The organism is Pseudonocardia sp. T1-2H (assembly GCF_038039215.1).
In the GTDB taxonomy this organism is placed as follows: Bacteria; Actinomycetota; Actinomycetes; order Mycobacteriales; family Pseudonocardiaceae; genus Pseudonocardia.
This window is the reverse complement of record NZ_JBBPCL010000001.1, coordinates 1905366-1927443: the sequence shown is the minus strand read 5'-3', so window position 1 is coordinate 1927443 and position 22078 is coordinate 1905366. Positions and strand designations below refer to the sequence as shown.

Here is a 22078-nt window from a genome sequence, read left to right as displayed (position 1 = left end):
GCTCTCTACCTGATCGACGGTGTCGGCCGGAGTGTTGCGCGACGCCCGTCCGGGTGACGCCGACCGGGGTCGCGCTCGGCGCACGAGCCAAGCCATCCACGCCGCTTCGGCCCGCGGGGCCTCTTGGAGCCCCCGGCCACGCTCCGCGCCGCCCGGCCGAGGCGTCAGACCGACCGGCGGCCGTCGTGCATGAGCTGGTGGGCGCGACGAACCGGTCAACCCGCTCCTGCGGCAGCGCGTCGATCTCGAGGAGGACGTCTTTGTCGTGCTGAGCCGATCTCGGTGTCGCGACGCCGAGCGCGGGAGCCGGGGTCGGCGCTCATCGGTTGGTCGGCGGGGCCGATCGTGATCCAGCGCATCCCGTCGTGTCCGACGTCGTGGCGGACCTCGAAGCTGAGGGTGTCGCGATAGAAGCCCAGGGAGGCGTCCGGGTCGTCGTGCGGGAGGAAGTTCGACTGAATGGTGATGTTCATGGCGGTCACGCTAGGCGCGGCTCGGTGATCGGCGCTTCTCGATTCCTGATCGGTCTGGTCACCTGTTTCGTGAACCGCCGCGGGATTGGTGGAGGCTCTGAGGTGGCCCGGGTCGGCTCCCGGCGTGCCGATCGCCCCTGGCGCGTCCATGCGTCCAAGGCCGGCCCGGTCTGCGTTGGTGCAGCGCCGGTTCCGGACACCGGGCCCGAACCGGTCATGGGTGGCGGATCTGACCTGGGCCGAACCCTGCTCGGAGCGCGTACCGCCCACCGAACACCGGGCGGCTGCAACCGAAACGCCTCGACGCGGGTTCAGCTCTCTGCAGGCCCGCTTCGAGCCGGCGCACGGCCCGGGGGTGGATCACCACAGCGTTCGCGCTCCCCACGACGTTCCGGGCGGCGTTCCCCGACCTGAACTTCTGGGGCACCGCCGACCTTCTCGCCGAGGGCGACTACGTGGTCGGCCAGTGGGAAGGCGGCGGCACCCAGACCGGTACCGCGTTCGACGACATGCCCGTCGGTGCGCTGCCGGCGAGGACCGGCAAGTCGATGCGCTTCACCCGCATCGCCGTCCTCGAGGTCGAGAACGGCCTGATCACCGAGGAGGTGGGCCTCGACGACGGGGTCACCGTCCTGCAGCAACTCGGCCTCATCCGGGCCGCGTAACCCGAGGCCCCAGGCGATGGCAGGGCGGCTCGTGTCCGGGGGCACGAGCCGCCGTGCGGGCCCAGGAGCGCGGGGCATCAGCCGCGCAGCGGCGCGACCAGGCGACGCGTGCTGTCACGCCGACCCCAGGCCAGCACCGCGGCCAGGACACCGACGGCCGCCGGGACCGCGACGAGCACACCCCCGCCGACGGCCCACGTCATCGCCACCGCGCCGATCATCAACGCGACGAAGCACAGCGCAGCCAGCCCGGTCAGGCGCGGGACGAACATCGCGATCGCCCCGGCCAGCTCCAGCGCACCGATCACATACATACCGGTAGTGCCCAGGCCCATGGCCTCGAACCCGGCCACGTTCTGCGCCTCCGCGGTGAGCTTGCCGAACGCCGAGAACGCGTAGACGGCCGTGAGGAGCACCTGCAGCGCCCAGAGACCGACGTTCACAGCGCGGGAGGTGACGGGGACAGCGGTGGTCGAGGTCATCGGAAGGGCTCCGTTCGGGCGATGCGGCGTGGTCGCAGTAAGGACCGACCACGGGCACAGGCAGAACTCATCGGGTCCTGAGGACAGCCGGGGTGCCTGCGCCTAGAGCTCGATCGAGCCGGATACGTACCCGCAGGTAAAACCCGTAGGCACACGTTGAACAACAGCCGAACGACAGGGTCGGTCCGATCGCGCGCGTTCGCCCATCAACGTGTCGGGCGGTCGGGTGGGGGTATCCGCTCACGGTTCAGCAGCCGGCCAGTGACGAACAGCTCTTGGCGCCCTGGCCGAGGCTTCCGCCGCCACGGGGAGTTACGCCATCTCTGCGGCGCCATCGAGCGACCGGAGGACGACATGGCCACCAGACGCCGACTCAAGGGCCGCAAGATTGCCGCCCTGGCGGCCGACGGTTTCGAGAAGGTTGAGCTGACCATTCCGCTGCGAGCCCTGAAACTGGCCGGTGCGAAGGTTGACGTGGTGTCCCTCCGGCACGGACGTATCCGCGGGGTGAACCTGCACATGCCGGCCAGCCGGGTCGGCGTGGACAAGACGGTCGCCGAAGCCGATCCTGGCGACTACGGCGGCCTGCTGCTACCCGGCGGGTTCATCAATCCTGACCTGCTCCGGCAGTCCGCCCGGGCACGGGAATTCGTTCGCGCGTTCGCCTCGAGTGACAAGCCCATCGTCACCCTGTGCCACGGACCGTGGGTACTCGCATCGGCGGAACTCCTCACCGGACGGACCCTCACCTCCTGGCCCGGCATCCGAGACGATTTGGTGAACGCCGGTGCCACCTGGCTCGATCAGGAGATCGTCCGGGACGGGAACCTCACCACGAGCAAAGGGCCCCAGGACATGGTGGCCTTCGTCCCCGCAATGCTCGACACCTTCGCCGAGACCTCGCCGGAGCGCACGACAGCGCCGGGTCGCGAGTCCGATCCGCAGCGCAGCGCAGCGCACCTCCCAGCATGGTCGTCGCTGCGCTGCGATGGTCGCCGAAACCGTCAGCCACCGCCGTGGTGGGCATCGGATTGGTCGCTGCCGCCCGACGAGCTTTGCGTGGCCCGGCTTCGAGACCTGGCCCCGCCCGGCGAACTGCCCGGGTCGTGACGGCCTCCTGACGCCGGGCGTGACAGACGGGGGTGGACTCGACGTGAGACCAGCATCGGTCGTGCGTGCCGGCGGCAATGAACCCGCGCCAGCGCCCGATGCGGGTGGGGCCGGCCCCGCCGGGGCGCGTCCCGGCTCAGCCGTCCTTGCGCGAGGCGCTGCTACGGGCCGCCCGGGACGATTCCTGGGGCGTTTCCGTGGTCGCCTCCGTAGCGCCGTTTGTTGCCTGCTGGGTGGCTTCGATCGTGCGCGTCGCGGTGCGGCTCACGGCGTCAACGAGCGGTGTGCCGATGGTGAGCAGGGCCTTGGCGAATTCGCGCTGCGCATTGAGCGCCTCATCGGCGATGTCGAACCAGGTGTCGATGAGTCGGTCCGGGCTCGGAACGTCGCCCTCGCGGGTCGCCCCCAACCCCAGAACGGTCTGCGCGGTCTCACCCCAGCCTCGGAGCGCCGTCGAAATCGCTTCCTGGCCGGTTCGGGCGGCACGGGTGATGTGCTCCTGGGTCGTCGAAGCAGTCATGGATGACTCCCAACTTCCTGACCTTGTGCGTCACGGGCGGATCTCTGTCGCTCCCGGACCGAGGCCGGCTCAGCTCCGACAGCGCGGCCCGTCTGACTCGCCGCATCGGGCGACAAGCCCACGGATCGTGGCCAGCAGCGTCCACCCGCATCGACCGTACGACGCGGCTGGCCTGACACAAGGCCGGCGAGCCCACGTCACGAGAACGCACCACGTTGTTCCGCCACCCGCGCCGTGCCGGGGCCCGACGGGTGATCCGGTCGGGGTAGTCGGGACCGAAAGACCCTGCGGCACTGCTTCTCGACCTGACTGCTGCGGGTGTCATGGTCGTTTGCCCGGCGGTTGCTCACCCGCCGGCCCCTGACCCACGCCGTCCGCGACTGGATCATGACGCAGAACGACATCCCCAAGCCCTACGTGGGTCAAGACCGCCGACGATTGTTGACGACATCGCCGACTACTGCCTAAAACCCGCCTCGAACACCAGCTCTGGTCCGACAAGCTCGTCGCACCGGCAATGCCGCTGCCTCACGTTGTTCAGAAGGGGCACACGTCGTCATCGCCTGTTTCGTCGTGGTCCTGGTGATCTTCGGAGTGATGCCGGGCACCACCCCCCGGGAGAGCGGTTTCCACGGCCGCGGCTGTGAGGCGATGATCTGAATTCTGTCCTCAACCGCTGCGGATTAGATCCGTCTTCTCCCGATCACCGGGTCCCACGACCTCATGCGGCAATCGCCGAAAGGCCGTTCCGCACGCGTTGATCCAGGGGTAGTCAGTTGTCAGATGCGATCGCGACGCGCGGTGCGCGTTGTTCTGTCCGGGGGCACGACCTCGCGCTCCGCCTCCTGACCACAGCGGCGCGCGCATGCGCTGCAGCTGCGTGGCCGCGGAAGCTGCAGGCGGCGCGACAGATCCTCCGACGCCCCCTCACCCGACGTCAGCGTGAACGTGGGTCCTCGTCCGGCTGGGTCTCGTGGCTGACGCCCTGGGCGACGGCCTCGGAGGGTGCCGCCCGGTGCCCGACGTGCGCCTCCTCGCGGATGCGCTCGACGAGGTGCGGATAGTGCAGCTCGAACGCGGGGCGCTCGGAGCGGATCCGGGGCAGCTCGGTGAAGTTGTGCCGCGGCGGCGGACACGAGGTGGCCCACTCCAGGGAGTTGCCGTGGCCCCACGGGTCGTCCACGGTGACCACCCGGCCGTAGCGGTAGCTCTTGAACACGTTCCAGATGAACGGCAGGATTGACGCCCCGAGCACGAACGCGCCGATCGAGGAGATCATGTTCAGCGTGGTGAACCCGTCGGTGGGCAGGTAGTCCACGTAGCGGCGCGGCATGCCCTCGTTGCCCAGCCAGTGCTGCACCAGGAACGTCAGGTGGAACCCGATGAACGTGGTCCAGAAGTGGAACTTGCCGAGCGTCTCGTCCAGCATCCGGCCGGTCATCTTCGGGAACCAGAAGTAGATGCCGGCGTAGGTGGCGAACACGATCGTGCCGAAGAGCACGTAGTGGAAGTGCGCGACCACGAAGTACGTGTCCGAGACGTGGAAGTCGATCGGCGGGGAGGCCAGCAGCACCCCGGTCAGGCCGCCGAGCAGGAACGTGGCCAGGAAACCTACCGAGAACAGCATCGGCGTCTCGAACGTGAGCTTGCCCTTCCACATCGTGCCGATCCAGTTGACGAACTTGACACCGGTCGGGATCGCGATCAGGAACGTGGTGAAGGAGAAGAACGCCAGCAGGACCGCGCCGGTGGCGAACATGTGGTGTGCCCACACCGCGGCGGAGAGGAACCCGATCGAGATCGTGGCAAACACCATGCCCTTGTAGCCGAACAGGGGTTTGCGGCTGAACACCGGGATGATCTCGGTGACGATGCCGAAGAACGGCAGGGCGACGATGTAGACCTCGGGGTGGCCGAAGAACCAGAACAGGTGCTGCCACAGGATCGCACCGCCGTTGGCGGGGTCGAACACGTGGGCGCCGAAGTGACGGTCCACGATGAGCCCGAAGAGGGCGGCGGTGAGCACCGGGAACGCGATCAGGATCAGCAGCGCGGTGATGAAGATGTTCCAGCAGAAGATCGGCATCCGGAACATCGTCATACCCGGGGCGCGCAGGCAGATGATCGTGGTGATGAAGTTGACGCCACCGAGGATGGTTCCCAAGCCGGCCACGATCAATCCCATGATCCAGACGTCGGAGCCCACGCCCGGCGAGTGGATCGCGTCGTTGAGCGGGGCGTAGGCGAACCAGCCGAAGTCCGCGGCGCCGCCGGGGGTCAGGAACCCGGACAGGACGATCAGGCCACCGAACAGGAACAGCCAGTAGGAGAAGGCGTTCAGCCGCGGGAACGCGACGTCCGGGGCACCGATCTGCAGCGGCACGATGTAGTTCGCGAAGCCGAAGAGGATCGGCGTCGCGTAGAGCAGCAGCATGATCGTGCCGTGCATCGTGAAGAGCTGGTTGTACTGCTCGCTGGACAGGAACTGCTGTCCCGGGCGGGCGAGCTCGGCACGCATCAGCAGCGCCATCGCACCGCCGGCCATGAAGAAGCCGAACGACGTGACCAGGTACAGGATCGCGATGTCCTTCGGATCCGTGGTCCGAAGCATGTGCGCGATCCGGCTTCCCTTGCCCGGTTCGCGGGCCGGATAGGGCCGCGTCCGGATAGGAACTGGCCGCACTGTCGTCATGGCTGCTCCTGCGGGAGGATCGGGCCCACTGCGTCCTGCGGGAGGATCGGGCCCACTGCGCCGACGATATCGACCCTGGCGGTCCCTGTTAAGTGGCCGAACCAGTCACGGCTCCCTGTTGCCATGGCCTTCCCAGCCGCACCTCCCCTCCCCTTTCACGCACTGCCGGCTCTCCCCCGCTCGATTCCGTGGCGGCGCGGGGAAGCGCACGGACTGTTCCTGTGTGGTCATGACGTCCAGAAGATCGGTTGGTAGTGACCCCGGAGCAAACCGACCAGGTCGCGGCGCAGTTGGTTCCAGCCGATCCCGGCCTTGAGCACGAACGCGATCCCTGCCAGTGCCGCTCGATCGTTCCTCGGGAGCCGCCCGGGATGCCGGTGACGCCGTGGCGCACACGCCGGCAACAGCTGCGTCACGCCGGCCTCGATGATCTTCTCGGCGCAGGCGGAGTATCGATGCAACGCCCCCGTCGAGGTCCTCGGCGTAGCCGACGACATCGGCGCGAGCGCCGATCGGGCCGGGATCTGCTGCCGGGACGAACGGAGTGCCCGACAGTCAGGGGGCGTCGGTCTTCGGGAGGACGACCTCGCCCTCGAGGCCGTCCGGGTCCCGGAAGAAGATGCTCAGGACCGGCCCGAAGTCGTTGACGGTCCCGTCGCTGGCGCCGGACTCGACGAGACGCCCGCGGATGGTGTCGAACGCTTCCTGCGACGCGGCCCCCAACCCGAGGTGATCGAGGCGGCCTCGATGCCACATCGGGGTCTGCCGGTAGGCCTCGGTGTTCCCGTCGATCACGAAGACGTTCAGTTCCGTGCGCGGGCCGATCCGGATCACCGTCATCGTCTCGCCCGGCCCGTGCTCACGGGTCGGGCCGACTTCGGCGTCGAAGACCCGCGCATAGAACTCGCCCAGCCGGGTGACGTCATGAGAGACCACCGCGACGTGGTTGACCCCGTCCAACAGCATCCGCACACCTCCATCCGGCGAGGAAGCGGTGTACCCGTCCTCGCTGCAGCTCCTGCACGGTCACCTCACGGTCCCGCCGGCCTACCTGGTCGAGCGGCGCTCCGAGGCCGACTGCGGAACCGTTCCTCGCCGAAGCGTTGCAGAGGCTGATGGCTCGCCGCCAGCGTCACGACCCCGGCGCGACGGGCAGAGCGACGCACCAGCGGCCAAGTAGACCGCGTCCCGTCTCGTATTCCGCGAGCGCGTGCGACAAGGAATGCTGAGACCTCAGCGCCCCGTCCTCCGTCCGTTGCCGGCTCCCACGAGCCAGGTCCAGGTGGTGCGGGACGGGCGATGAACTCATGCGGGGGTGGCACGTGCTGCAGCGGGTGCGGGAGTTCTGTGACCGATACGGCCTGCGGATCCCGATCCTGGAGGCACCCATGGCCGGGGCCTGCCCTCCCGGGCTGGCGATCGCGGTGGCCGAAGCCGGCGGCATGGGAGCGAACGGCGTCGTTCTCGACCACCCCGAGCGCATCACGGAGTGGGTGCGACGTTTCCGAGGCGGAACCTCGGGCTGCCTCCAGCTCAACATCTGGGTTCCGGACCCGCCGGTCGACGACCCCGCCCGCGTCGAGGCCGCGGCCGGGTTCCTCGATCGCTTCGGAACTCCGGGCGAGCCGGCACCGCCCGGCCCCGTGTTCGCCCGGCAGTGCGAAGCGATGCTCGCCGCCGAACCCACCGTCATCTCCTCGATCATGGGCCTGTTCCAGCCGGACTACGTTCGACGGCTGCACGAGCGCGGCATCGCCTGGTTCGCCTGCGCCACCACCCTGGACGAGGCCCTGGCCGCGCAGGAGGCGGGCGCGGACGCGATCGTGGCCCAGGGCATGGAGGCGGGTGGCCACCGTGGCTGCTTCGATCCCGACGGTGCGGAGCAGACCGAGGTCGGGCTCTTCGCCCTCCTCCCCCGGATGGCCGACCACCTGCAGATTCCTGTCATCGCGGCCGGAGGAATCGCCGACGGCCGAGGCGTGGCCGCCGCACTCGCACTCGGCGCGTCCGCCGTCCAGGTGGGGACCGCCCTGCTCCGCTCCCCCGAAGCGGGCATCGACCCGGCCTGGTCAGCCTCGCTCGAGGGCCTCGCCCCGGAGCGCACCGTGACCACCCGCGCCTACTCCGGGAGACTGGGCCGCGCAGCCCCGACCCCGTACGTGATGGCCTGGCAGGACCCGTCTGCACCGGCACCGGCCCCCTCCCGGTCCAGCGGCAGCTCGTCGGCCGCTGGCGCCGAGGTGCCCCGGACGGGCTCGATCGGGCCAACCACTGGACAGGGCAGAGTGCCGCACTCGCCAGAGAGGAACCCGCCGCGGAGATCGTCTCCCGGATGTGGCGTGACGCCTGCGCCCTGCTCACCTGACCGCTGCTCGTCCGACTTCAGTGTGCCGTGGGGCCAGAGCCCTCGATGATGTCCACGACGTTCAGGCGGCCGGCCCAGCTCGGCCCGTATCGGCAGAACCTTGCGCGGGTAGTCCGGGACGTCCTCTGAGAGCGCGGGACAGGTCAACCCATTGAAGTCCAGCTCGTGCGCTCCTCGGTCCACCTGGCGCCGATGCCCGCCCTGAGGGACCGCGAGATGCCGTGTTTCGGAGCCGGCTGACCGGGGGTACCTCCACGACGCAGCAGCCCCGAGCTCTTATGTATCCGGGGCAAGCGAGGTCTGACCGCGTGAATCGCACCGAAGTTCGCGTTCCCTGGATAGAAGAGGGACGCCTGAAGATATTGAATCGCGTCATCATGAGCGACGACGGCCTCCGGATACAGTTCAGCTCCCTGCGGCCCGAGGTTCCGCTGGTGGAGGTCAGCGGACCGTTGAACGAGGTTGCTGCGGAGGATTTGCGGCGCCACCTCGACGAGCACCTCGACAGGAGCCCCTGGGCGATCGTGCTCGATCTGACCTAGGTGTCGAGCATCGACCCGGGTGCTGTGTCCTCTCTCGCGGACATCGCCCAGCGAGCCGGAGCCGCAGATGTCGGCTTCTACCTGGTGGCCCCTGACGATGTAATCGACCGGGCGATTTCCGGAGACGGTCTCGTCGACCTGTTCGACATTCACGTGAGCATCGACAGCGCCCTGCGCACCTTGGGCGGACTTAGCTGATCCACCGCGACGCGGCCCGGGCCGAGCGCCCCACCCTGCCGCCATCGCGGTCTGGTGCGGCACCCCCGGCCCCGGTGCGGCGGCTCACGACCGGGATTGGATGGCCCGCAGCCGGGTTCCCCACCTCGACCATGCAGCCGACCCGCAGGGAGCCCGCCGTGCCGACCAGCGCGACCGGGACCCGCCCGCTCGACCGCCCCCTGCCCGTCCCACTGCTCTACGTGGGCGCGGGCGTGCTCCTGGCCATCGTGACGCTCGCGATCGACCGGTCGGTCGGCGATGCGGTCCCAGGGTGGCTACGGCTGGGCCACCAGACGGCGCTGTCGCTGGTCACCGGCACCTAGCTCGTCGGGACCGCGATCGCGAACGCCAAGGGCCGCGCCCAGCTCGAGCACAGCCGTGACGAGCTCCGCCGCCTCGCCGAGGAACAAGCCGCGTTGCGCCGGGTCGCCACTCTCGTCGCCCGCGGGCTGCCGCCGGCCGAGGTGCTCGCGGCCGTCGCACACGAGGTCGGCCACGTCCTCGGGGCCGACGCCACGACCATCGCCCGCCTCGATCCCGACGACGCGATGACCGTCGTCGCCGTAGCCGGCGGCCACTCCCACGATCTGGCGGTGGGCAGCCGCTGGACCCCGCAGCCACCGCTGGCCCTGGCGGTCGCCCTACGCACCGGCCACCCGGCCCGCTGCGACGACTACAGCCAAGCCTCCGGCGCGTTCGTCGACGCCACCGTTCGCCCGATGGGAATCCGGTCATCGGTCGCGGCCCCGATCACCGTCGAGGGCCATCTCTGGGGCGCGATCGTCGCCGGGACGCGGCGCGCGCATCTCCCGGCCGACACCGAACAACGCATGGTCGGGTTCACGGAACTCATCGCCACCGCGATCGCCAACGTCGACAGCCCCCCGGACACGGGACCACGATCCTCGTCGAACTCCCCCTGCAACCCGACCAACCGGACGACCCGTCGTTGCGGGGAGTTCCGGGGTCGCGGCGGTGACCAGGCGGTGGCGGCCGGCGTGCGGCGGATCGTCGATGGGCCGTCGCCCTCACCGCCACGGCGGGGTGTCTGCTGACCGCTTGCGAATACCGGTGGCTGACCGAGCCCGCGACGAACAGCGGAAGCACACCCGGCCATCCCGATCTCGCCATCCGGTCAGGTCAGGAAATCGGCCTCGTGGTCGAGCGCACGACCGAGGCGGGCGACGATCTGCCGGGCCGGGGCGAGGCGCTGGAAGTGGTCGTGTACCCAGACGCGCTGGCAGGCCAGGTGCCCCGCGGGCGTCAGAGGATGATCCTGGCCGCCGCGCCAACCACACTCACACGCCGGGGCGTACGCGAGGAATGTGCCGGCTGCACATTCAGTGACATCTGTCCAGATCTTGCTATAGGTGCCGTCGGGGTAGCGACCTGCGACGTATCCCTCGTGATCATCGGTGGCTTCGTCGGCTCCGGGCCCGGTGAACACCACCAGAACAGACTGCTACGACCACATCCACGTGTCATCGACGGCATGGCAAGTCCCGCCGGTCGGGGTACCTCGATCGCCCCTTCAGGGAGGCACGGTGCGCACGCTGCTGACCGGAGCAGGGATTACCGACGTCACGCTCGACGAGCTGGGTGAGCCCATGTACTTCGGGCCGCGCACGGCGCCCCGGCCAGCCGGCGCCGCCAGGAGAGTCCCGCGCGCCGGGAAGGCGGCCCTTGCCGACTCGCGGCGACCTCGTGGGGGACGTTGTGCAGATCGGGATCGCCCTTCCCGTTCGGCGGGTGGCGCCGGTGCCCGGTCCCATCCGCGACGAGGCCAGCCGGCTGCGACGGCCTGCGAGCGCGGGCGAGGCGACGGAGCCGGGAACGGCGGCAGCACCTATACCCGGCTGCAAGCCGGGGCATAGATGCTGGTCATGAGGTTCTCCTCGGTCTGCGCAGTGGAGGAGAGGTCACTCGGGCCATGCCGAGCCGGTGATGATGTCCACGAAGTCCGCACGCGTGAAGCCGGGCGCGAAGTGCGCGAGCACGTCGTCGTTCATCGTTCCGAAGGTGGTGTCGGGGCGGTCCTTCATCCCGTCGTAGAAGGCCCGCAGAATGTTGTTCTTGAAGTCCGGTCGCGGGTGCGCCGCCACGACGGCCGCCACCTCCTCGGCCGTGACCTGGTCGAGGTCCATCCCCAGCACGTCGGTCTCGACGCCGAGGCTGACCAGCGCGGTCTCCGGCTCCAGGTGATCGGGAATGCCAGGGGTGGTGTGCAGCGCGATGCCCAGCCACACGGCGCGGGCCTCGGCGGGGCGACGACCGTGGTCGAGCAGGAAGTCCCGCGCCAGGTCGGCGCCGTCGACCTCGAAGCGCTGGTCGGTGCGCCGGTAGTGCTCGGTCAGCCCGAGGTCGTGGAACATCGCGCCGACGTAGAGCAGCTCGGGGTCGGCCTCGATCCCGCGGTAGCGACCCTTCAGGCTCGCGAAGAGGAAGACCCGGCGGGAGTGGTCGAACAACAGCGGGGTGCTGGCCTTGTGGACCAGCTCGGTGGCCTCGCGGACCAGCTCGGTGTCCGGGATGTCGATTCCGGCGATCGTCTCGGTCATGTGCTGCGCCTTTCCGTAGGGTTTCGCTGTGCCCGCCCCGCAGGCCGGAGATGCGCTGAAATCCATGACCAGAAGACTTGCGATCCGGTGGACATGTGTCACTCCGGGCACCACCCAGCCGCCACCCCCGCCGGCTGGAACACGTACTTGCTTGCCAACGGTAAATGCGCAGGTCCAGGCACCCGAGCTGTCCGATGTGCAGGGCAGCGGAGACGACGCCCGCGACGCCGGAGAACCACGCCTCGCGGCGGAGAGGCAGGAAGGGCTATGCCGGTCCGCCGCTACGCCCGGGACTACGTCCTCCCCGTCATCGGCAACCGCAAGCTGCAAGAGCTGACCACCGAGACGATCCCGGACGGACAGGACAGCACGTGAAGCTCTTGGTCGGACGGATTGATCTCAGCAATCGCCCGTCTACCAGGAGCTTCACCCGTTCGAGGTCACGCCACGCCGCACACCCGCTGACCTGCCCGTCCGCCAGGTTGGCAAAGGCTCAGTCCCAGGATCCACCGTCTCCCGGGCGGCCGGCCGGGCAGCGGGGTCAGGCCGGTGGCCGCGGCGACCCAGGCACCGTCGCGGGGTCCGGGCTCACGGCTACCGGCCCTTGGTGGTGAGTCACCAGCCTGGGCGGGGCACCGTCGACGGCCTCCCGCGGACGGGCTGCCGGGTCTCGGTGGCTGGGAGCATCGATCACGGGACGATCTCCAGTACCGCCATCATGCCAAGGTCCTCATGGTTGAGGATGTGGCAGTGCAGGACGGTTTTACCGGTGTAGTTGATGAAGTGGATCCGGATGACGATCTGCCCCTTGGCGGGAATGCTCGCGGTGTCCTGCCAGCCGTGGCCTTGGTGAGGCTGACCGTTGATGCTCATCAGCTGGAAATGGTTGACGTGGACATGGAAGGAGTGTTCTTCATTGCTCTCGTTGCGGATCGTCCACTCCTCGACCGTGTTCAGCTTGGATTGGATGTCCACCCGGTTCGGATCGAACAGCTTGCCGTTGATGAAGAACGCGTCGGGATTGTCGGTCTCGGAGAACACGATGGTGCGTTGCGCAGCGAGCGTGGCGTTGCTGAGGTCCTCGAACGGTCCGACGGTGGCGGGCAGGTCCACCGGAGGCACCGGCGCCCCTTCGGAGACCAGGGTGGCGAGGGTGGCCTGCGGGAACTGGTTGCCGGCCGGCCCCGTGTTGTACGCGAGCGTCTGCAACTGGGCGCTCCCGGGTGGCCCGCCGCGCACGAGCACGTCGAACCGGGCACCGGCCGCGAGCAGCAGTGAGTCGGCCGCAAAGGTCCGGTCGACGGGATTGCCATCGTGGCCGATCACCTGGAACTGCTGGCCCTGCAACTGGACGTTGTAGTAGATGTTGGCGCTGATGTTGGCCAGCCGCCACAGTTGGACCTCGCCCGGCCGGATCTTCACGGTCGGGTTCAGCTGGCCATTGACCGTGCGGTTGGTTGGTGCGCCGATTTCCAGAGGCACGGTCTTGATCGCGTCGCCGTCGACCTGGAAGTCCTTGAGCGCGATGACGTGCTCGGTGATGTTCCGCAGATCTGGCGGAAGTTCCTGCTTCAGCCCGTCCACGATGATGATCCCCGACATTCCCCCGGCGACCTGTGGTGCGCTGGTCGGGTGCGGATGAGGGTGGTACCAGTAGGTGCCGGGCAGGAGGTTCTCCGGGAATTGATACGAGTAGTGGAACGTCTGCCCGGGATGGATGTGCAGGAAGATGTTGTCGGAATTGCCCGCCGGTGACACGTGCAGCCCGTGCACGTGCAGGTTCGTGTTCTCGCCCAGCCGGTTCTCCAAATCCAGCTCCATCCTGTCCCCCGGCCGGAACCGCAGCGTCGGTGGCATGTAATGGCCGTTGTAGGTCAAGGCCTGCAGCTTGCGCCCTGCCACGTCGACCTGTTCTCTAGCCACGACGATCCGCGCCTGCAAGACCCCGTTCTGGCTCACCAGCTCCGGCGGGTCCTGCAGCACGGATCCCTCTTGCGCCGAGGCCGACGGCGACAGTCCACCGGCGCAGCCGCTCACCGCAATGGCCGCGGAAAGGATCATGGTGGCGGCCAGGCAGGTCAGCTTCGATCGACAACGCATCATGCCTCCAGATGCGGATGGCGTACGTCAGGGGCCGCGCTCTGGAGATACCAAGCCGGCTTTCCAGCTATTGGTTTTCAAGCGCCACATTTGATCCGGAGTGGCATCACCTGGCGTGCTGGGCCGGCGTCCGCCGATCCACGCGCGGCAGCCCAGCCGGCAACCCCAGCACGAACGCCCGGGCCTACCGCCGGGCTCGCCGAGCGTACCGACCCGCCTCCCACCCCGACACCCCGTCAAAGATGTTCTGCCACTCGGCAGGCTCGGTCTACGCTGAAATCAGCAGCCACGGCCTCATCTACGGTTATGCGGGGACGCCCGGGCCCGATTCAAGCGATCCGCAGCCGCGCCATTAGCGTCGATCTTGTCACGGCTGTGCGCCGATCTTCGATCGGCTGGTTCGATCTTGCTGACGGGGACTGATGATCGAGTCCGTGCCGGCTCGAGGAGATCAGCAGCAGCTCGCCCAGGAACTCGTGGAACAGGCCCGCGCCGAAGGTGTGGAGCTGGTTGGTCACGATTCACACACGTGGGGGAGACATTGATCAGGTGCCCGAGTGCCTGGATTCGGCGTGCGCGGAACTGGCAAAGATTCTGTTCGCGTGCGACCAGTGGCGTTCTCGCCGCACGCGCCGATCAGTACTCTCGGGCCACTCATAGGGGCCGTTCGCCGGCCGACGGTGGGCTTTGCCCAGACCTGGTCCGGACAAGGGAGAGTTGAGCGATGGTGACCCCGCTGGCCTCACTCCGCCAGGGAAAGCTCCACGTCGAGAAGGTGGAAAACGTCTCGGTGCCGCCGAACACCGAGCGCACGTTGTGCGACAGGAACGGTCCCGGGGCGGTCCTCTCCCTCTGGATGGCGCTCGGTGGTGGTAACGCTCCAGCGCTGGACGCCCGGCTACGGGTGTACTACGACGGCTCACCGAGCGCCTCGATCGACATCGACATGGGCACACTGCTCGCCACGCACTGGGGAGCCGGCAGCGCCAACACCAGTCACTCGTGTGAGCACGTGCATGTGGAGATCGACAGCGGGAACTACCGCACGGCCTTCTTGCTGACCTTCCCGATGCCGTTCGGCACATCGATCAGGATCGCCTACTTCAACATCAATGCCGGGCAAACCGCGAGCATCTACTCGATGGTCGCCTACAGCCTCACCGCAACCGATGAGGCGAACGGTCAGCGACTGCGCTACAAGGGCGTCCGCTACGTCGACCAGAAGGTCACCCGGACCGCCTCCGCGACCACCACCCTCGCGCAGATCACCGGCGGCCCGGGGTCGATCGTCTACCACTCCCACGTCGGAGGAGTCGGCGCCACCAACCTGTCCTGGTTGGAGCGCAATTTCTCTATCGCCGTCGACGGAGAGGCGACCCCACAGATCGTCGCAACCGGCACGGAGGACTGGTTCGACAGCGGGTGGTACTTCAACGGCCGACGCGACTACAACACCAGCTTCCACAGCTATGTCGGCACAGACCAGCCGGCCGGCAACGTGAACGTGGTGGGGATGGCCACCGACCTGTGGTCGAAATGGGGTGGAGTGCCCTTCACCACCTCAGCTGTGGTCAGGTCCTTACCCGAGGCCGGCTGTACCACGGGAGACACGTTGTGCTGGTGCATCCTCTACTACCAGTAATGGATGGTCGACGAGGGCGTGGCGGCGGCCGGCCTGACCCTTGACCTCGGCGCCGTCGAGGGCTTCGCGCCGTCTCCGGAAGGCCTCGCACGCGGACTCGGCACCGGCCTGAAGGCCGCGATCCCCGAGATCGCATTCCGGCCCCGGCCCCGGGCAACCCCCGCTCAGATAGACCTTTCCGCGCACGGCCCGCCCAGAGCGACAGGATGGGCCGGTGCACGACGACTCCCAGCTCGTCCTCGGCCGGATCCTGCGGTTCACCCGCGAGCGGCTGGTCCCGGCGGTCCACCGTGACCACCTCCCCTTCGACGTCACGGCGTGGGTCGTTCCGGGCGAGCCGGTGCCCTTCGCCGACGCTGTGCGTCAGGAGTTCACGCCGTTCGCGATCGGGGCACCGTGGGGACGGCCGTGGGGCACCGTCTGGTTCCGCGTCACCGGCACGGTCCCCGCCGCCTGGACGGCCGCGACGACGCGCCCGGAGCTCGCCGTCGACCTGGGTTTCAGTGGCTCCCAGCCCGGCTTCCAGGCCGAGGCCACCGCCTACCGCCCCGACGGGGCGATCATCGGCGCGATCGAGCCGCGCCGCCGTCACGTCCCGCTCGGTGCCGCCGGCTCGGCGGTGGACCTCTACGTCGAAGCCGCGGCGAACCCCGAGGTCGCCGGCGCGTGGACGTTCGCGCCCACCCCGTTCGGCGACCTCGCCACCGCCGGTGATCAGCCGCTCTACCGGCTCGTCCAGATGCACGCCGCCCTGCTCGACCTACCGGTGTGGGAGCTGTGGCAGGATTTCTGGACGCTGACCGGGCTGGTCAACTCGCTGCCGGCCGACATCCCTCGCCGCGCCGAGGTGCTGCGGGCGATGGAGCGGGCGGTGAACGTCGTCGACCCCGACGACGTGTCGGGCACCGCGGAGGCCGGTCGTGCCGAGGTGGCCGGCGTCCTCGCGAGCAAGGCCCACGCCAGCGCCCACCGCGTGCACGCCGTCGGCCATGCCCACATCGACTCGGCGTGGCTGTGGCCGGTGCGCGAGACCGTCCGCAAAGTGGCGCGCACGTTCTCCAACGTGCTCGCGCTCATGGACACCGACGAGGACTTCGTGTTCGCGGCATCGTCGGCGCAGCAGTACGCGTGGCTGCAGGAGCACCAGCCGGAGCTGTTCTCGCGGGTCAAGGCACGCGCCGCCGAAGGCCGGTTCGTGCCGGTCGGGGGCATGTGGGTCGAGTCCGACACGAACATGCCCGGCGGCGAGGCGATGGCCCGGCAGATGGTGGCCGGCGCGCGCTTCTTCGCCGACGAGCTGGGTGTCGAGAGCGACGGGGTATGGCTGCCCGACTCCTTCGGCTACTCCGCCGCGCTCCCCCAGATCGCCGCGGCGGCCGGGCGGCGCTGGTTCCTCACCCAGAAGATCTCCTGGAACGAGACGAACACCTTCCCGCACCACACGTTCGCCTGGGAGGGCATCGACGGCACGCGGATCTTCACGCACTTCCCGCCGGTGGACACCTACAACTCCGAACTGCTGGGCGAGGAGCTCGCGCGCGCGCAGCGGCAGTACGCGGAGAAGGGGCGCGCCAACACCTCGCTCGTGCCGTTCGGCTGGGGCGACGGCGGGGGCGGGCCGACCCGCGAGATGCTCGCCGCGGCCGCCCGCACCCGCGACCTGGAGGGCTCCCCGACCGTGCGGCTGAGCAGTCCGTCGGCGTTCTTCGCGGCCGCTGAGGCCGAGTACCCGCAGCCGCCCGTGTGGTCGGGCGAGCTGTACCTGGAGTTCCACCGCGGTACCTACACCTCGCAGGCCCGGACGAAGCGCGGCAACCGGCGCAGCGAGCACCTGCTGCGCGAGGCCGAGCTCTGGGCGACGACCGCGGCCGTCCGGACCGGGGCGGAGTACCCGTACGACGCGCTGGAGTCCTGCTGGCGGACGGTGCTGCTGCAGCAGTTCCACGACATCCTCCCGGGCACCTCCATCGCATGGGTGCACCGACAGGCCGAGCGCGAGTACGCCCGCGTCGCGGACGAGCTGGAGGGCGTCATCGGGAACGCCGCCGCCGCACTCGCGGGCGACGGGGACCGGCTGCTCGCGTTCAACGCCGGGCCCTACACCCGCGACGGCGTACCGGCGCTGGGCGGCGCACCGGCCGCGGCCGCACCCGGCGCCGCCGCCGCCGAGACCCCCGACGGGTTCGTCCTCGCCGACGACCGCGTCCGGCTCACGATCGACGATCGCGGACTGTTCACCTCCGTCCACGACCTCGTCGCCGACCGCGAGGTGCTCCCGCCCGGGTCCCCCGCCAACCTGCTGCAGCTCTTCCGCGACACCCCCACCCGCTGGGACGCGTGGGACGTCGACGAGCACTACAAGCGCACCGGCCGCGACCTCCTCGACGGCAAGGTCACCGCCGACCGGGACGCCGTACGGATCGTCCGCAGCACCGGCCCTTCGACGATCACCCAAGTCGTGACGCTGCACGACGGGTCGATCGACATCGCGTTCACCGTCGACTGGCACGACCGGCAGAAGCTGCTCAAGCTCGCGTTCCCCCTCGACGTCCACGCCGACCGCGCCGCGTCGGAGATCCAGTTCGGGCACGTGCACCGCCCCACCCACACCAACACCTCGTGGGACGCCGCCCGCTTCGAGACCTGCGCGCACCGCTGGGTGCACGTGGGCGAGCCCGGCTACGGGGTGGCCGTCGCCAACGACTCCACCTACGGCCACGACGTCGGCCGCACCACCCGTCCGGAGGGCGGGACGACCACGACCGTCCGGCTGTCGCTGCTGCGCGCCCCGCTCTTCCCGGACCCCGACGCCGACCAGGGCGAGCACCGGTTCACCGTGTCGCTGCGAGCCGGGTCGAGCATCGGCGACGCCGTTGCGGAGGGCTACCGGCTGAACCTGCCGCTGCGAGAGGTCCGCGGCGGCGCCGACGTCACGCCGCTGGTGACGGTGGACGACCCGGCCGTCGTCGTGGAGTCGGTGAAGCTCGCTGAGGACCGCAGCGGCGACGTCGTCGTCCGGCTCTACGAGGCCCTCGGGACACGGGCGACGGCGCGGGTCACCGCCGGCTTCCCGCACACGGCGGTGGTGGAGACCGACCTGCTGGAGCGGCCGTCGCCGGAGCCGGCGTGCCTCGCCGACGGCGTGCTGCGGGTGCGGCCGTTCCAGCTCGTCACGCTGAGGTTCTCTACTTGATCAGCTTCAGCATCGCGCGGAAGTTCGGGTGGGTGGGCGAGCCGGCGAGGCACTTCCGCTTGCCGGCTTGCCTGTGCGCTCAGAGCCAGCTCGAGCGACGGACAGTCGTCCTTGGCCGACGGCGCGGTGCTGACGTCGTCGAGCAGGAGGTCCAGCACGCCGGTAGGCAAGTCGTCGATGCTCGCGCCCGCGTCCAGGTCGACGGCGTGCAGCCAGACCTCCCGGATGCGCATCCACGGCACCTCCGCGGCGGGGACGGCCCGCCCGAGCGCGCTGCGCACCTCGGCGCTCCACTGGGCGCCGGCCAGCTCGGCAAGAGCTTCGGCGAGCGCAGCCGCAGTGCCGGCGACCTCGGCGCGCAGTGTCTCCCGGGGCAGCTCCGCGGAGCGCTCGATCTCCCGGGACCGCTGCTCCCGGTCGGCGTACATCGGCGTCTCGACGCCGGTGCGCGCCCACGAGGCGAGCCTGGTGAGGGCCTCGGCGTTGCGGGCGAGGTGCCCGACGACGTGCGCGCGGGTCCATCCGGGCAGGCTGCTGGGTGCGCGCAGGTCGTCATCGGTGAGTTCGTCGATGACGGCGAGCAGGTGAGCGGTGCCTTCGCGCATCCAGGGCAGCGTGGCGTCGAGGTCGTGTCGGGTGGTCATCCGGGTGCTGCGGTGGTGAGGCGGTCGACGATGTCCGCGCGCAGGGCCTTCTTGTCGATCTTTCCGACCTTGGTGGAGACGAGTTCGTCGACCAGGACGAGGTGCTCGGGCAGCTTGAACCGGGCGACGCCGATCTGATCCATGGCCTCGCGGATCTCCTCGAGGGTGACGGTCGTTCCGGGGCGCGGCACCACGTAGAGGCAGACCCGCTCGCCGAGCTGTGGGTCGGGCATCGCGACGGCGGCCACCTGTGTGACGGCGGGGAGACAGCCCGGCCGTTGTCCCACCCCAGCCTTCGGTCACCGCCAGCTCCCCGTATGCCGACGAGCTGAACGGCGTGCTGGAGCGCTATCCCGCCGAGCTCGTCGAGATGAAGACCTCGTTGGCCGAGCACCGGGGCCCTTGCCGAAGCCGAAGCCGCGCGCAGCCCGACCTCAATGGGCGGGTCAACGCGGCTCATACATGGCGTATGTATGACGGGTGCGCATCTGGTGATCCGGGAAGGGGAGCCCGGCCGCGGGACGGTGTTCAGCGCCGCGACGATGGACTGGGTGCTCGGGCTCCAGAGCGACAACCTGTACCCGGCGATGCTGCGCGGCCGCGCGAATCTGGTTCTGTGCCTCCGGGGGCGCGCGGCTTCGCCGAAGAGATCGGAGTCCCGTCGGCAGCCGACGCTCGGCGCCGCTGAGAAGGAGTACCGCGAACAAGTCAGTTCCACCTGCGCGCCGCGCACGAGTCGTCGTCAGCTCTGCTCCTTGGTGCGTCACGTCGATCAGTCATCTACATCCCGGTCAATCGTCGGTGGTATCAGTCAATATCCGGCCCATGGCCATTTCTCCATCGCGAGTCTGCAGGCCGCGCTTCATCGCCGCTCGGATTCGGCTTTGCACCTCGGGAGTGCGCACTGCCTCGCCGAAGAGGTCGGAATCGCGTCGGAAATCTTCGGCCGGTGCAAGCGCGATCTCATTCACGCGGTCCTTGACTGCGATGTGGCCGAGCGCCGGGAACCCCGCGATGCGGTGAGCGAGTGACTTGACGAAAGTGCCGAGCCGATCTGCGGGCACGGCTCGGTTGATCCACCCGTATCGCTCAGCCAGCTCCGCGTCGTAGTCCTCCCCGCTCAACATGACTTCCAGGGCTCGGGCGCGACCCATCAGGCGTGTGAGGTGTTGGGCAGCGCCGCCGCCGGGGAGTAGGCCGAACGCGGGCTCGAACTGGCTGAGAATCGCCGACTCGCGCGCCGCGAAGCGCATGTCGCAGGCCAAGGCGAACTCACTGCCCGCGGATCGGACCCGGCCCTCGATCTGGGCGATCGTCACGAGGCGGCTTGCGCTCAGATGGTGGAACAGCAGGGCGATTGACGCTTCACCAGTCAGCTTCGCGGCCTCCGCGCGGTATTCACTGACTCGGTTGAGGTCGACGTGGGAGATGAAGTAGTCGGGATCGGCGCTGGCGAAGACGAGCACCTGCACAGCGTCGTCGCCCTCGGCATCCTTGATGAGGGCGACCAGATCCCGGACCAGTTCGGGTCCGAGGAGATTCATGGGCGGCGCCGCGATGTCCGCGAAGAGAACCGACCCTTCCTTGCGTACGGTGAGCGTCTCGAGAACCACCGGACCTCCTCGGCTCTTCATAAAGCCTGCGCGCGGACTTCGGTGGCGCGGCCCGCCGGGCAGGTTCGCGCCCGCCGCGGGCACGCGCCCGCTACGGGCGTAGTCGGGCGGGTCGATCGTGCATGCGGCCGGGACCGCATGCAGATGTTGCTCTCCCTGAGGCCGCCGCCGCGGCAGCCAGCCGCCGGCCCGGGCGGCCCGCATACGGTGGATGCATTCGTTGTAGTCGCGCGCCTTGGTGGCGAGCTTTGCCGAGCGTGAAAGGGTGAGTGGAGATCATGAAGCGGTTCCTCGGCGAGTGCTTCTGGTTCCCGACCTGACGGAACACGTTTCCCGCCGTTCGGCGGGCAGGAACGCGGGTCGTCACCGCAGGGAGTCAGTCCGCCGACCCCGCCATGGCCTGCAGCGCGCCGTAGGTGCCGTTGAAGACGTTCTGGTCGCCGGCCAGAGGGCCGGAGCTGGCGTGCTGCCAGAACGTGTAGCGCCTCCAGGCGTAGGGCAGCGGACCCACCGCCGGCGCGTACCGGGCCACCCACAGCGAGTTGGTGCTGCTCATGTCGGCGAGGTCGCCGGTGCACTGCCTCCACCACTTGGTCGAGGTGTAGATGGTCGGCCATCGGCCGGTCCGGGCGTGCACCTTGTTGCTGAAGTCCTTCACCCACCGCACCATCTTCGCGGGGCTGAGCCCGTAGCAGGTGGCGCCGTAGGGGTTGTACTCCATGTCCAGCGCCGGGGGCAGCGTCTTGCCGTCGGCGCGCCCACCGCCGCCGTGGTTCAGGAAGTAGTCGGCTTGGGTGGCCCCGCCGGATTGATCGGGGAGGGCGAAATGGTACGCGGCGCGGAGGATGCCCGCCGCGGCGGCGCCGTTGTACTGCTGCTTGAAGTACGGGTTCGTGAAGGTGGTGCTCTCCGTGGCCTTGACGTAGGCGAACCGGGCTCCGCCGTCGTACGCGGCGGCCCAGTCGACGTCGCCCTGGTGGCCACTGACGTCCATGCCGCGAACAGCACCACGCGCCGACGCTCTCGACGCCGAGGAAGCCGCCGCGTAGGTGCCCTCGTGCATCGCGATCTGCGACCCGGCGGTGTGGTTGTCCCACGCGGTCGGTCGCGGCATCGCGCCGGGCACGGCCGACGCCGGGGTGGGCGCGGTAGTCGGGGTGTGCGCGGTAGTGGCCGCATGCGCAGGGGAATGACCCGAGAGCAACAGAGCAGCGGCACACAACCCGACTGCGGCGACACTCATCCGACGGTGGCCGCCGG

General features: G+C 69.2%; 21 protein-coding genes and 2 pseudogenes. 9 read left to right on the top strand and 14 right to left on the bottom strand.

Going from position 1 to position 22078, the window contains the following annotated elements; translation table 11 throughout:
• Positions 1-215 precede the first annotated feature (215 nt).
• A complete protein-coding gene (locus WBK50_RS35030; RefSeq protein ID WP_445942239.1) occupies positions 216-473 on the bottom strand; it encodes a hypothetical protein in 258 nt (85 codons plus the stop codon).
• A gap of 284 nt (positions 474-757) precedes the next feature.
• On the opposite strand from WBK50_RS35030, the gene WBK50_RS09670 reads away from it, so the two are divergent.
• Positions 758-1138, top strand: coding sequence for an ester cyclase (locus tag WBK50_RS09670; protein ID WP_341339345.1), 381 nt, complete (start codon positions 758-760; stop codon positions 1136-1138).
• Positions 1139-1215: 77 nt separating this feature from the next.
• On the opposite strand, the gene WBK50_RS09665 is transcribed toward WBK50_RS09670, so the two are convergent.
• Positions 1216-1620, bottom strand: a complete 405-nt coding sequence (locus WBK50_RS09665; protein WP_341335266.1) for a DoxX family protein — start codon at positions 1618-1620, stop codon at positions 1216-1218.
• Positions 1621-1974: 354 nt separating this feature from the next.
• Between WBK50_RS09665 and WBK50_RS09660 the strand changes: the two genes are divergently transcribed.
• Positions 1975-2730 (top strand): type 1 glutamine amidotransferase domain-containing protein, encoded by a 756-nt coding sequence (locus WBK50_RS09660; protein WP_341335265.1) that lies wholly within the window; start codon positions 1975-1977, stop codon positions 2728-2730.
• Between the two features lie 136 nt (positions 2731-2866).
• On the opposite strand, the gene WBK50_RS09655 is transcribed toward WBK50_RS09660, so the two are convergent.
• The 4 genes and pseudogenes from WBK50_RS09655 to WBK50_RS09640 all read right to left on the bottom strand — a co-directional run bounded on the left by WBK50_RS09655 (position 2867) and on the right by WBK50_RS09640 (position 6908).
• A complete protein-coding gene (locus tag WBK50_RS09655) occupies positions 2867-3250 on the bottom strand; it encodes a hypothetical protein (RefSeq protein WP_341335264.1) in 384 nt (127 codons plus the stop codon).
• A 937-nt stretch (positions 3251-4187) separates the two neighbouring features.
• A complete protein-coding gene (gene ctaD, locus WBK50_RS09650; RefSeq protein WP_341335263.1) occupies positions 4188-5942 on the bottom strand; it encodes an aa3-type cytochrome oxidase subunit I in 1755 nt (584 codons plus the stop codon).
• Positions 5943-6195: 253 nt separating this feature from the next.
• Positions 6196-6373: pseudogene (locus WBK50_RS09645) on the bottom strand (IS5/IS1182 family transposase); the annotation flags it as partial.
• A 124-nt stretch (positions 6374-6497) separates the two neighbouring features.
• Positions 6498-6908 (bottom strand): VOC family protein, encoded by a 411-nt coding sequence (locus WBK50_RS09640; protein WP_341335262.1) that lies wholly within the window; start codon positions 6906-6908, stop codon positions 6498-6500.
• A gap of 341 nt (positions 6909-7249) precedes the next feature.
• Between WBK50_RS09640 and WBK50_RS09635 the strand changes: the two genes are divergently transcribed.
• From WBK50_RS09635 to WBK50_RS09615, 5 genes are all read left to right on the top strand, one after another.
• Positions 7250-8356, top strand: coding sequence for an NAD(P)H-dependent flavin oxidoreductase (locus WBK50_RS09635; RefSeq protein WP_341335261.1), 1107 nt, complete (start codon positions 7250-7252; stop codon positions 8354-8356).
• 259 nt (positions 8357-8615) lie between these two features.
• Positions 8616-8849, top strand: a complete 234-nt coding sequence (locus WBK50_RS09630; protein WP_341335260.1) for a hypothetical protein — start codon at positions 8616-8618, stop codon at positions 8847-8849.
• Complete coding sequence (locus tag WBK50_RS09625) at positions 8850-9047, top strand: hypothetical protein (RefSeq protein WP_341335259.1); 198 nt, start codon at positions 8850-8852, stop codon at positions 9045-9047.
• Positions 9048-9205: 158 nt separating this feature from the next.
• Entirely contained in the window at positions 9206-9391 is a 186-nt protein-coding gene (locus tag WBK50_RS09620; protein WP_341335258.1) for a hypothetical protein, read from the top strand.
• A gap of 93 nt (positions 9392-9484) precedes the next feature.
• The gene (locus WBK50_RS09615) at positions 9485-10123 is read left to right on the top strand and encodes a GAF domain-containing protein (RefSeq protein WP_341335257.1); all 639 of its coding nucleotides are present in this window, start codon (positions 9485-9487) and stop codon (positions 10121-10123) included.
• Between the two features lie 80 nt (positions 10124-10203).
• Here the strand turns inward: WBK50_RS09615 and WBK50_RS09610 are convergent, their stop codons facing one another.
• The 4 genes from WBK50_RS09610 to WBK50_RS09595 form a co-directional block, all read right to left on the bottom strand.
• Positions 10204-10518: a hypothetical protein gene (locus WBK50_RS09610; RefSeq protein ID WP_341335256.1), complete on the bottom strand. Its 315-nt coding sequence runs from the start codon at positions 10516-10518 to the stop codon at positions 10204-10206.
• A 469-nt stretch (positions 10519-10987) separates the two neighbouring features.
• Positions 10988-11626: an HD domain-containing protein gene (locus tag WBK50_RS09605; RefSeq protein WP_341335255.1), complete on the bottom strand. Its 639-nt coding sequence runs from the start codon at positions 11624-11626 to the stop codon at positions 10988-10990.
• 690 nt (positions 11627-12316) lie between these two features.
• On the bottom strand, positions 12317-13726 hold the full coding sequence (locus WBK50_RS09600; RefSeq protein WP_341335254.1) for a multicopper oxidase family protein: 1410 nt from the start codon (positions 13724-13726) through the stop codon (positions 12317-12319).
• Between the two features lie 329 nt (positions 13727-14055).
• Positions 14056-14244: a hypothetical protein gene (locus tag WBK50_RS09595; protein WP_341335253.1), complete on the bottom strand. Its 189-nt coding sequence runs from the start codon at positions 14242-14244 to the stop codon at positions 14056-14058.
• A 206-nt stretch (positions 14245-14450) separates the two neighbouring features.
• Here WBK50_RS09595 and WBK50_RS09590 point away from each other — a divergent pair, with 206 nt between their 5' ends.
• Positions 14451-15368, top strand: a complete 918-nt coding sequence (locus tag WBK50_RS09590; RefSeq protein ID WP_341335252.1) for a DUF2961 domain-containing protein — start codon at positions 14451-14453, stop codon at positions 15366-15368.
• Positions 15369-15582: 214 nt separating this feature from the next.
• Positions 15583-18561 carry an alpha-mannosidase gene (locus WBK50_RS09585; protein ID WP_341335251.1) on the top strand — a complete coding sequence of 993 codons (2979 nt, stop codon included), beginning with the start codon at positions 15583-15585 and terminating at the stop codon, positions 18559-18561.
• Positions 18562-18695: 134 nt separating this feature from the next.
• On the opposite strand, the pseudogene WBK50_RS09580 reads toward WBK50_RS09585, so the two are convergent.
• From WBK50_RS09580 to WBK50_RS09565, 4 genes and pseudogenes are all read right to left on the bottom strand, one after another.
• Positions 18696-19166 (bottom strand): annotated as a pseudogene (locus WBK50_RS09580) (maleylpyruvate isomerase N-terminal domain-containing protein); the annotation flags it as partial.
• Between the two features lie 35 nt (positions 19167-19201).
• The gene (locus WBK50_RS09575; RefSeq protein ID WP_341335250.1) at positions 19202-19492 is read right to left on the bottom strand and encodes an AMP-binding enzyme; all 291 of its coding nucleotides are present in this window, start codon (positions 19490-19492) and stop codon (positions 19202-19204) included.
• Between the two features lie 504 nt (positions 19493-19996).
• A complete protein-coding gene (locus WBK50_RS09570) occupies positions 19997-20818 on the bottom strand; it encodes an enoyl-CoA hydratase/isomerase family protein (protein ID WP_341335249.1) in 822 nt (273 codons plus the stop codon).
• Between the two features lie 376 nt (positions 20819-21194).
• Positions 21195-21932 carry a lysozyme gene (locus tag WBK50_RS09565; protein ID WP_341335248.1) on the bottom strand — a complete coding sequence of 246 codons (738 nt, stop codon included), beginning with the start codon at positions 21930-21932 and terminating at the stop codon, positions 21195-21197.
• Positions 21933-22078: the final 146 nt, after the last annotated feature.

Coding starts and splice junctions, on each gene's coding strand:
- ctaD (WP_341335263.1), bottom strand. CDS start 5,942: ATGACGACAGTGCGGCCAGTTCCTATCCGGACGCGGCCCTATCCGGCC.
- WBK50_RS09600 (WP_341335254.1), bottom strand. CDS start 13,726: ATGCGTTGTCGATCGAAGCTGACCTGCCTGGCCGCCACCATGATCCTT.
- WBK50_RS09605 (WP_341335255.1), bottom strand. CDS start 11,626: ATGACCGAGACGATCGCCGGAATCGACATCCCGGACACCGAGCTGGTC.
- WBK50_RS09590 (WP_341335252.1), top strand. CDS start 14,451: ATGGTGACCCCGCTGGCCTCACTCCGCCAGGGAAAGCTCCACGTCGAG.
- WBK50_RS35030 (WP_445942239.1), bottom strand. CDS start 473: ATGAACATCACCATTCAGTCGAACTTCCTCCCGCACGACGACCCGGAC.
- WBK50_RS09665 (WP_341335266.1), bottom strand. CDS start 1,620: ATGACCTCGACCACCGCTGTCCCCGTCACCTCCCGCGCTGTGAACGTC.
- WBK50_RS09635 (WP_341335261.1), top strand. CDS start 7,250: ATGCGGGGGTGGCACGTGCTGCAGCGGGTGCGGGAGTTCTGTGACCGA.
- WBK50_RS09655 (WP_341335264.1), bottom strand. CDS start 3,250: ATGACTGCTTCGACGACCCAGGAGCACATCACCCGTGCCGCCCGAACC.
- WBK50_RS09640 (WP_341335262.1), bottom strand. CDS start 6,908: ATGCTGTTGGACGGGGTCAACCACGTCGCGGTGGTCTCTCATGACGTC.
- WBK50_RS09565 (WP_341335248.1), bottom strand. CDS start 21,932: ATGCCGCGACCGACCGCGTGGGACAACCACACCGCCGGGTCGCAGATC.
- WBK50_RS09660 (WP_341335265.1), top strand. CDS start 1,975: ATGGCCACCAGACGCCGACTCAAGGGCCGCAAGATTGCCGCCCTGGCG.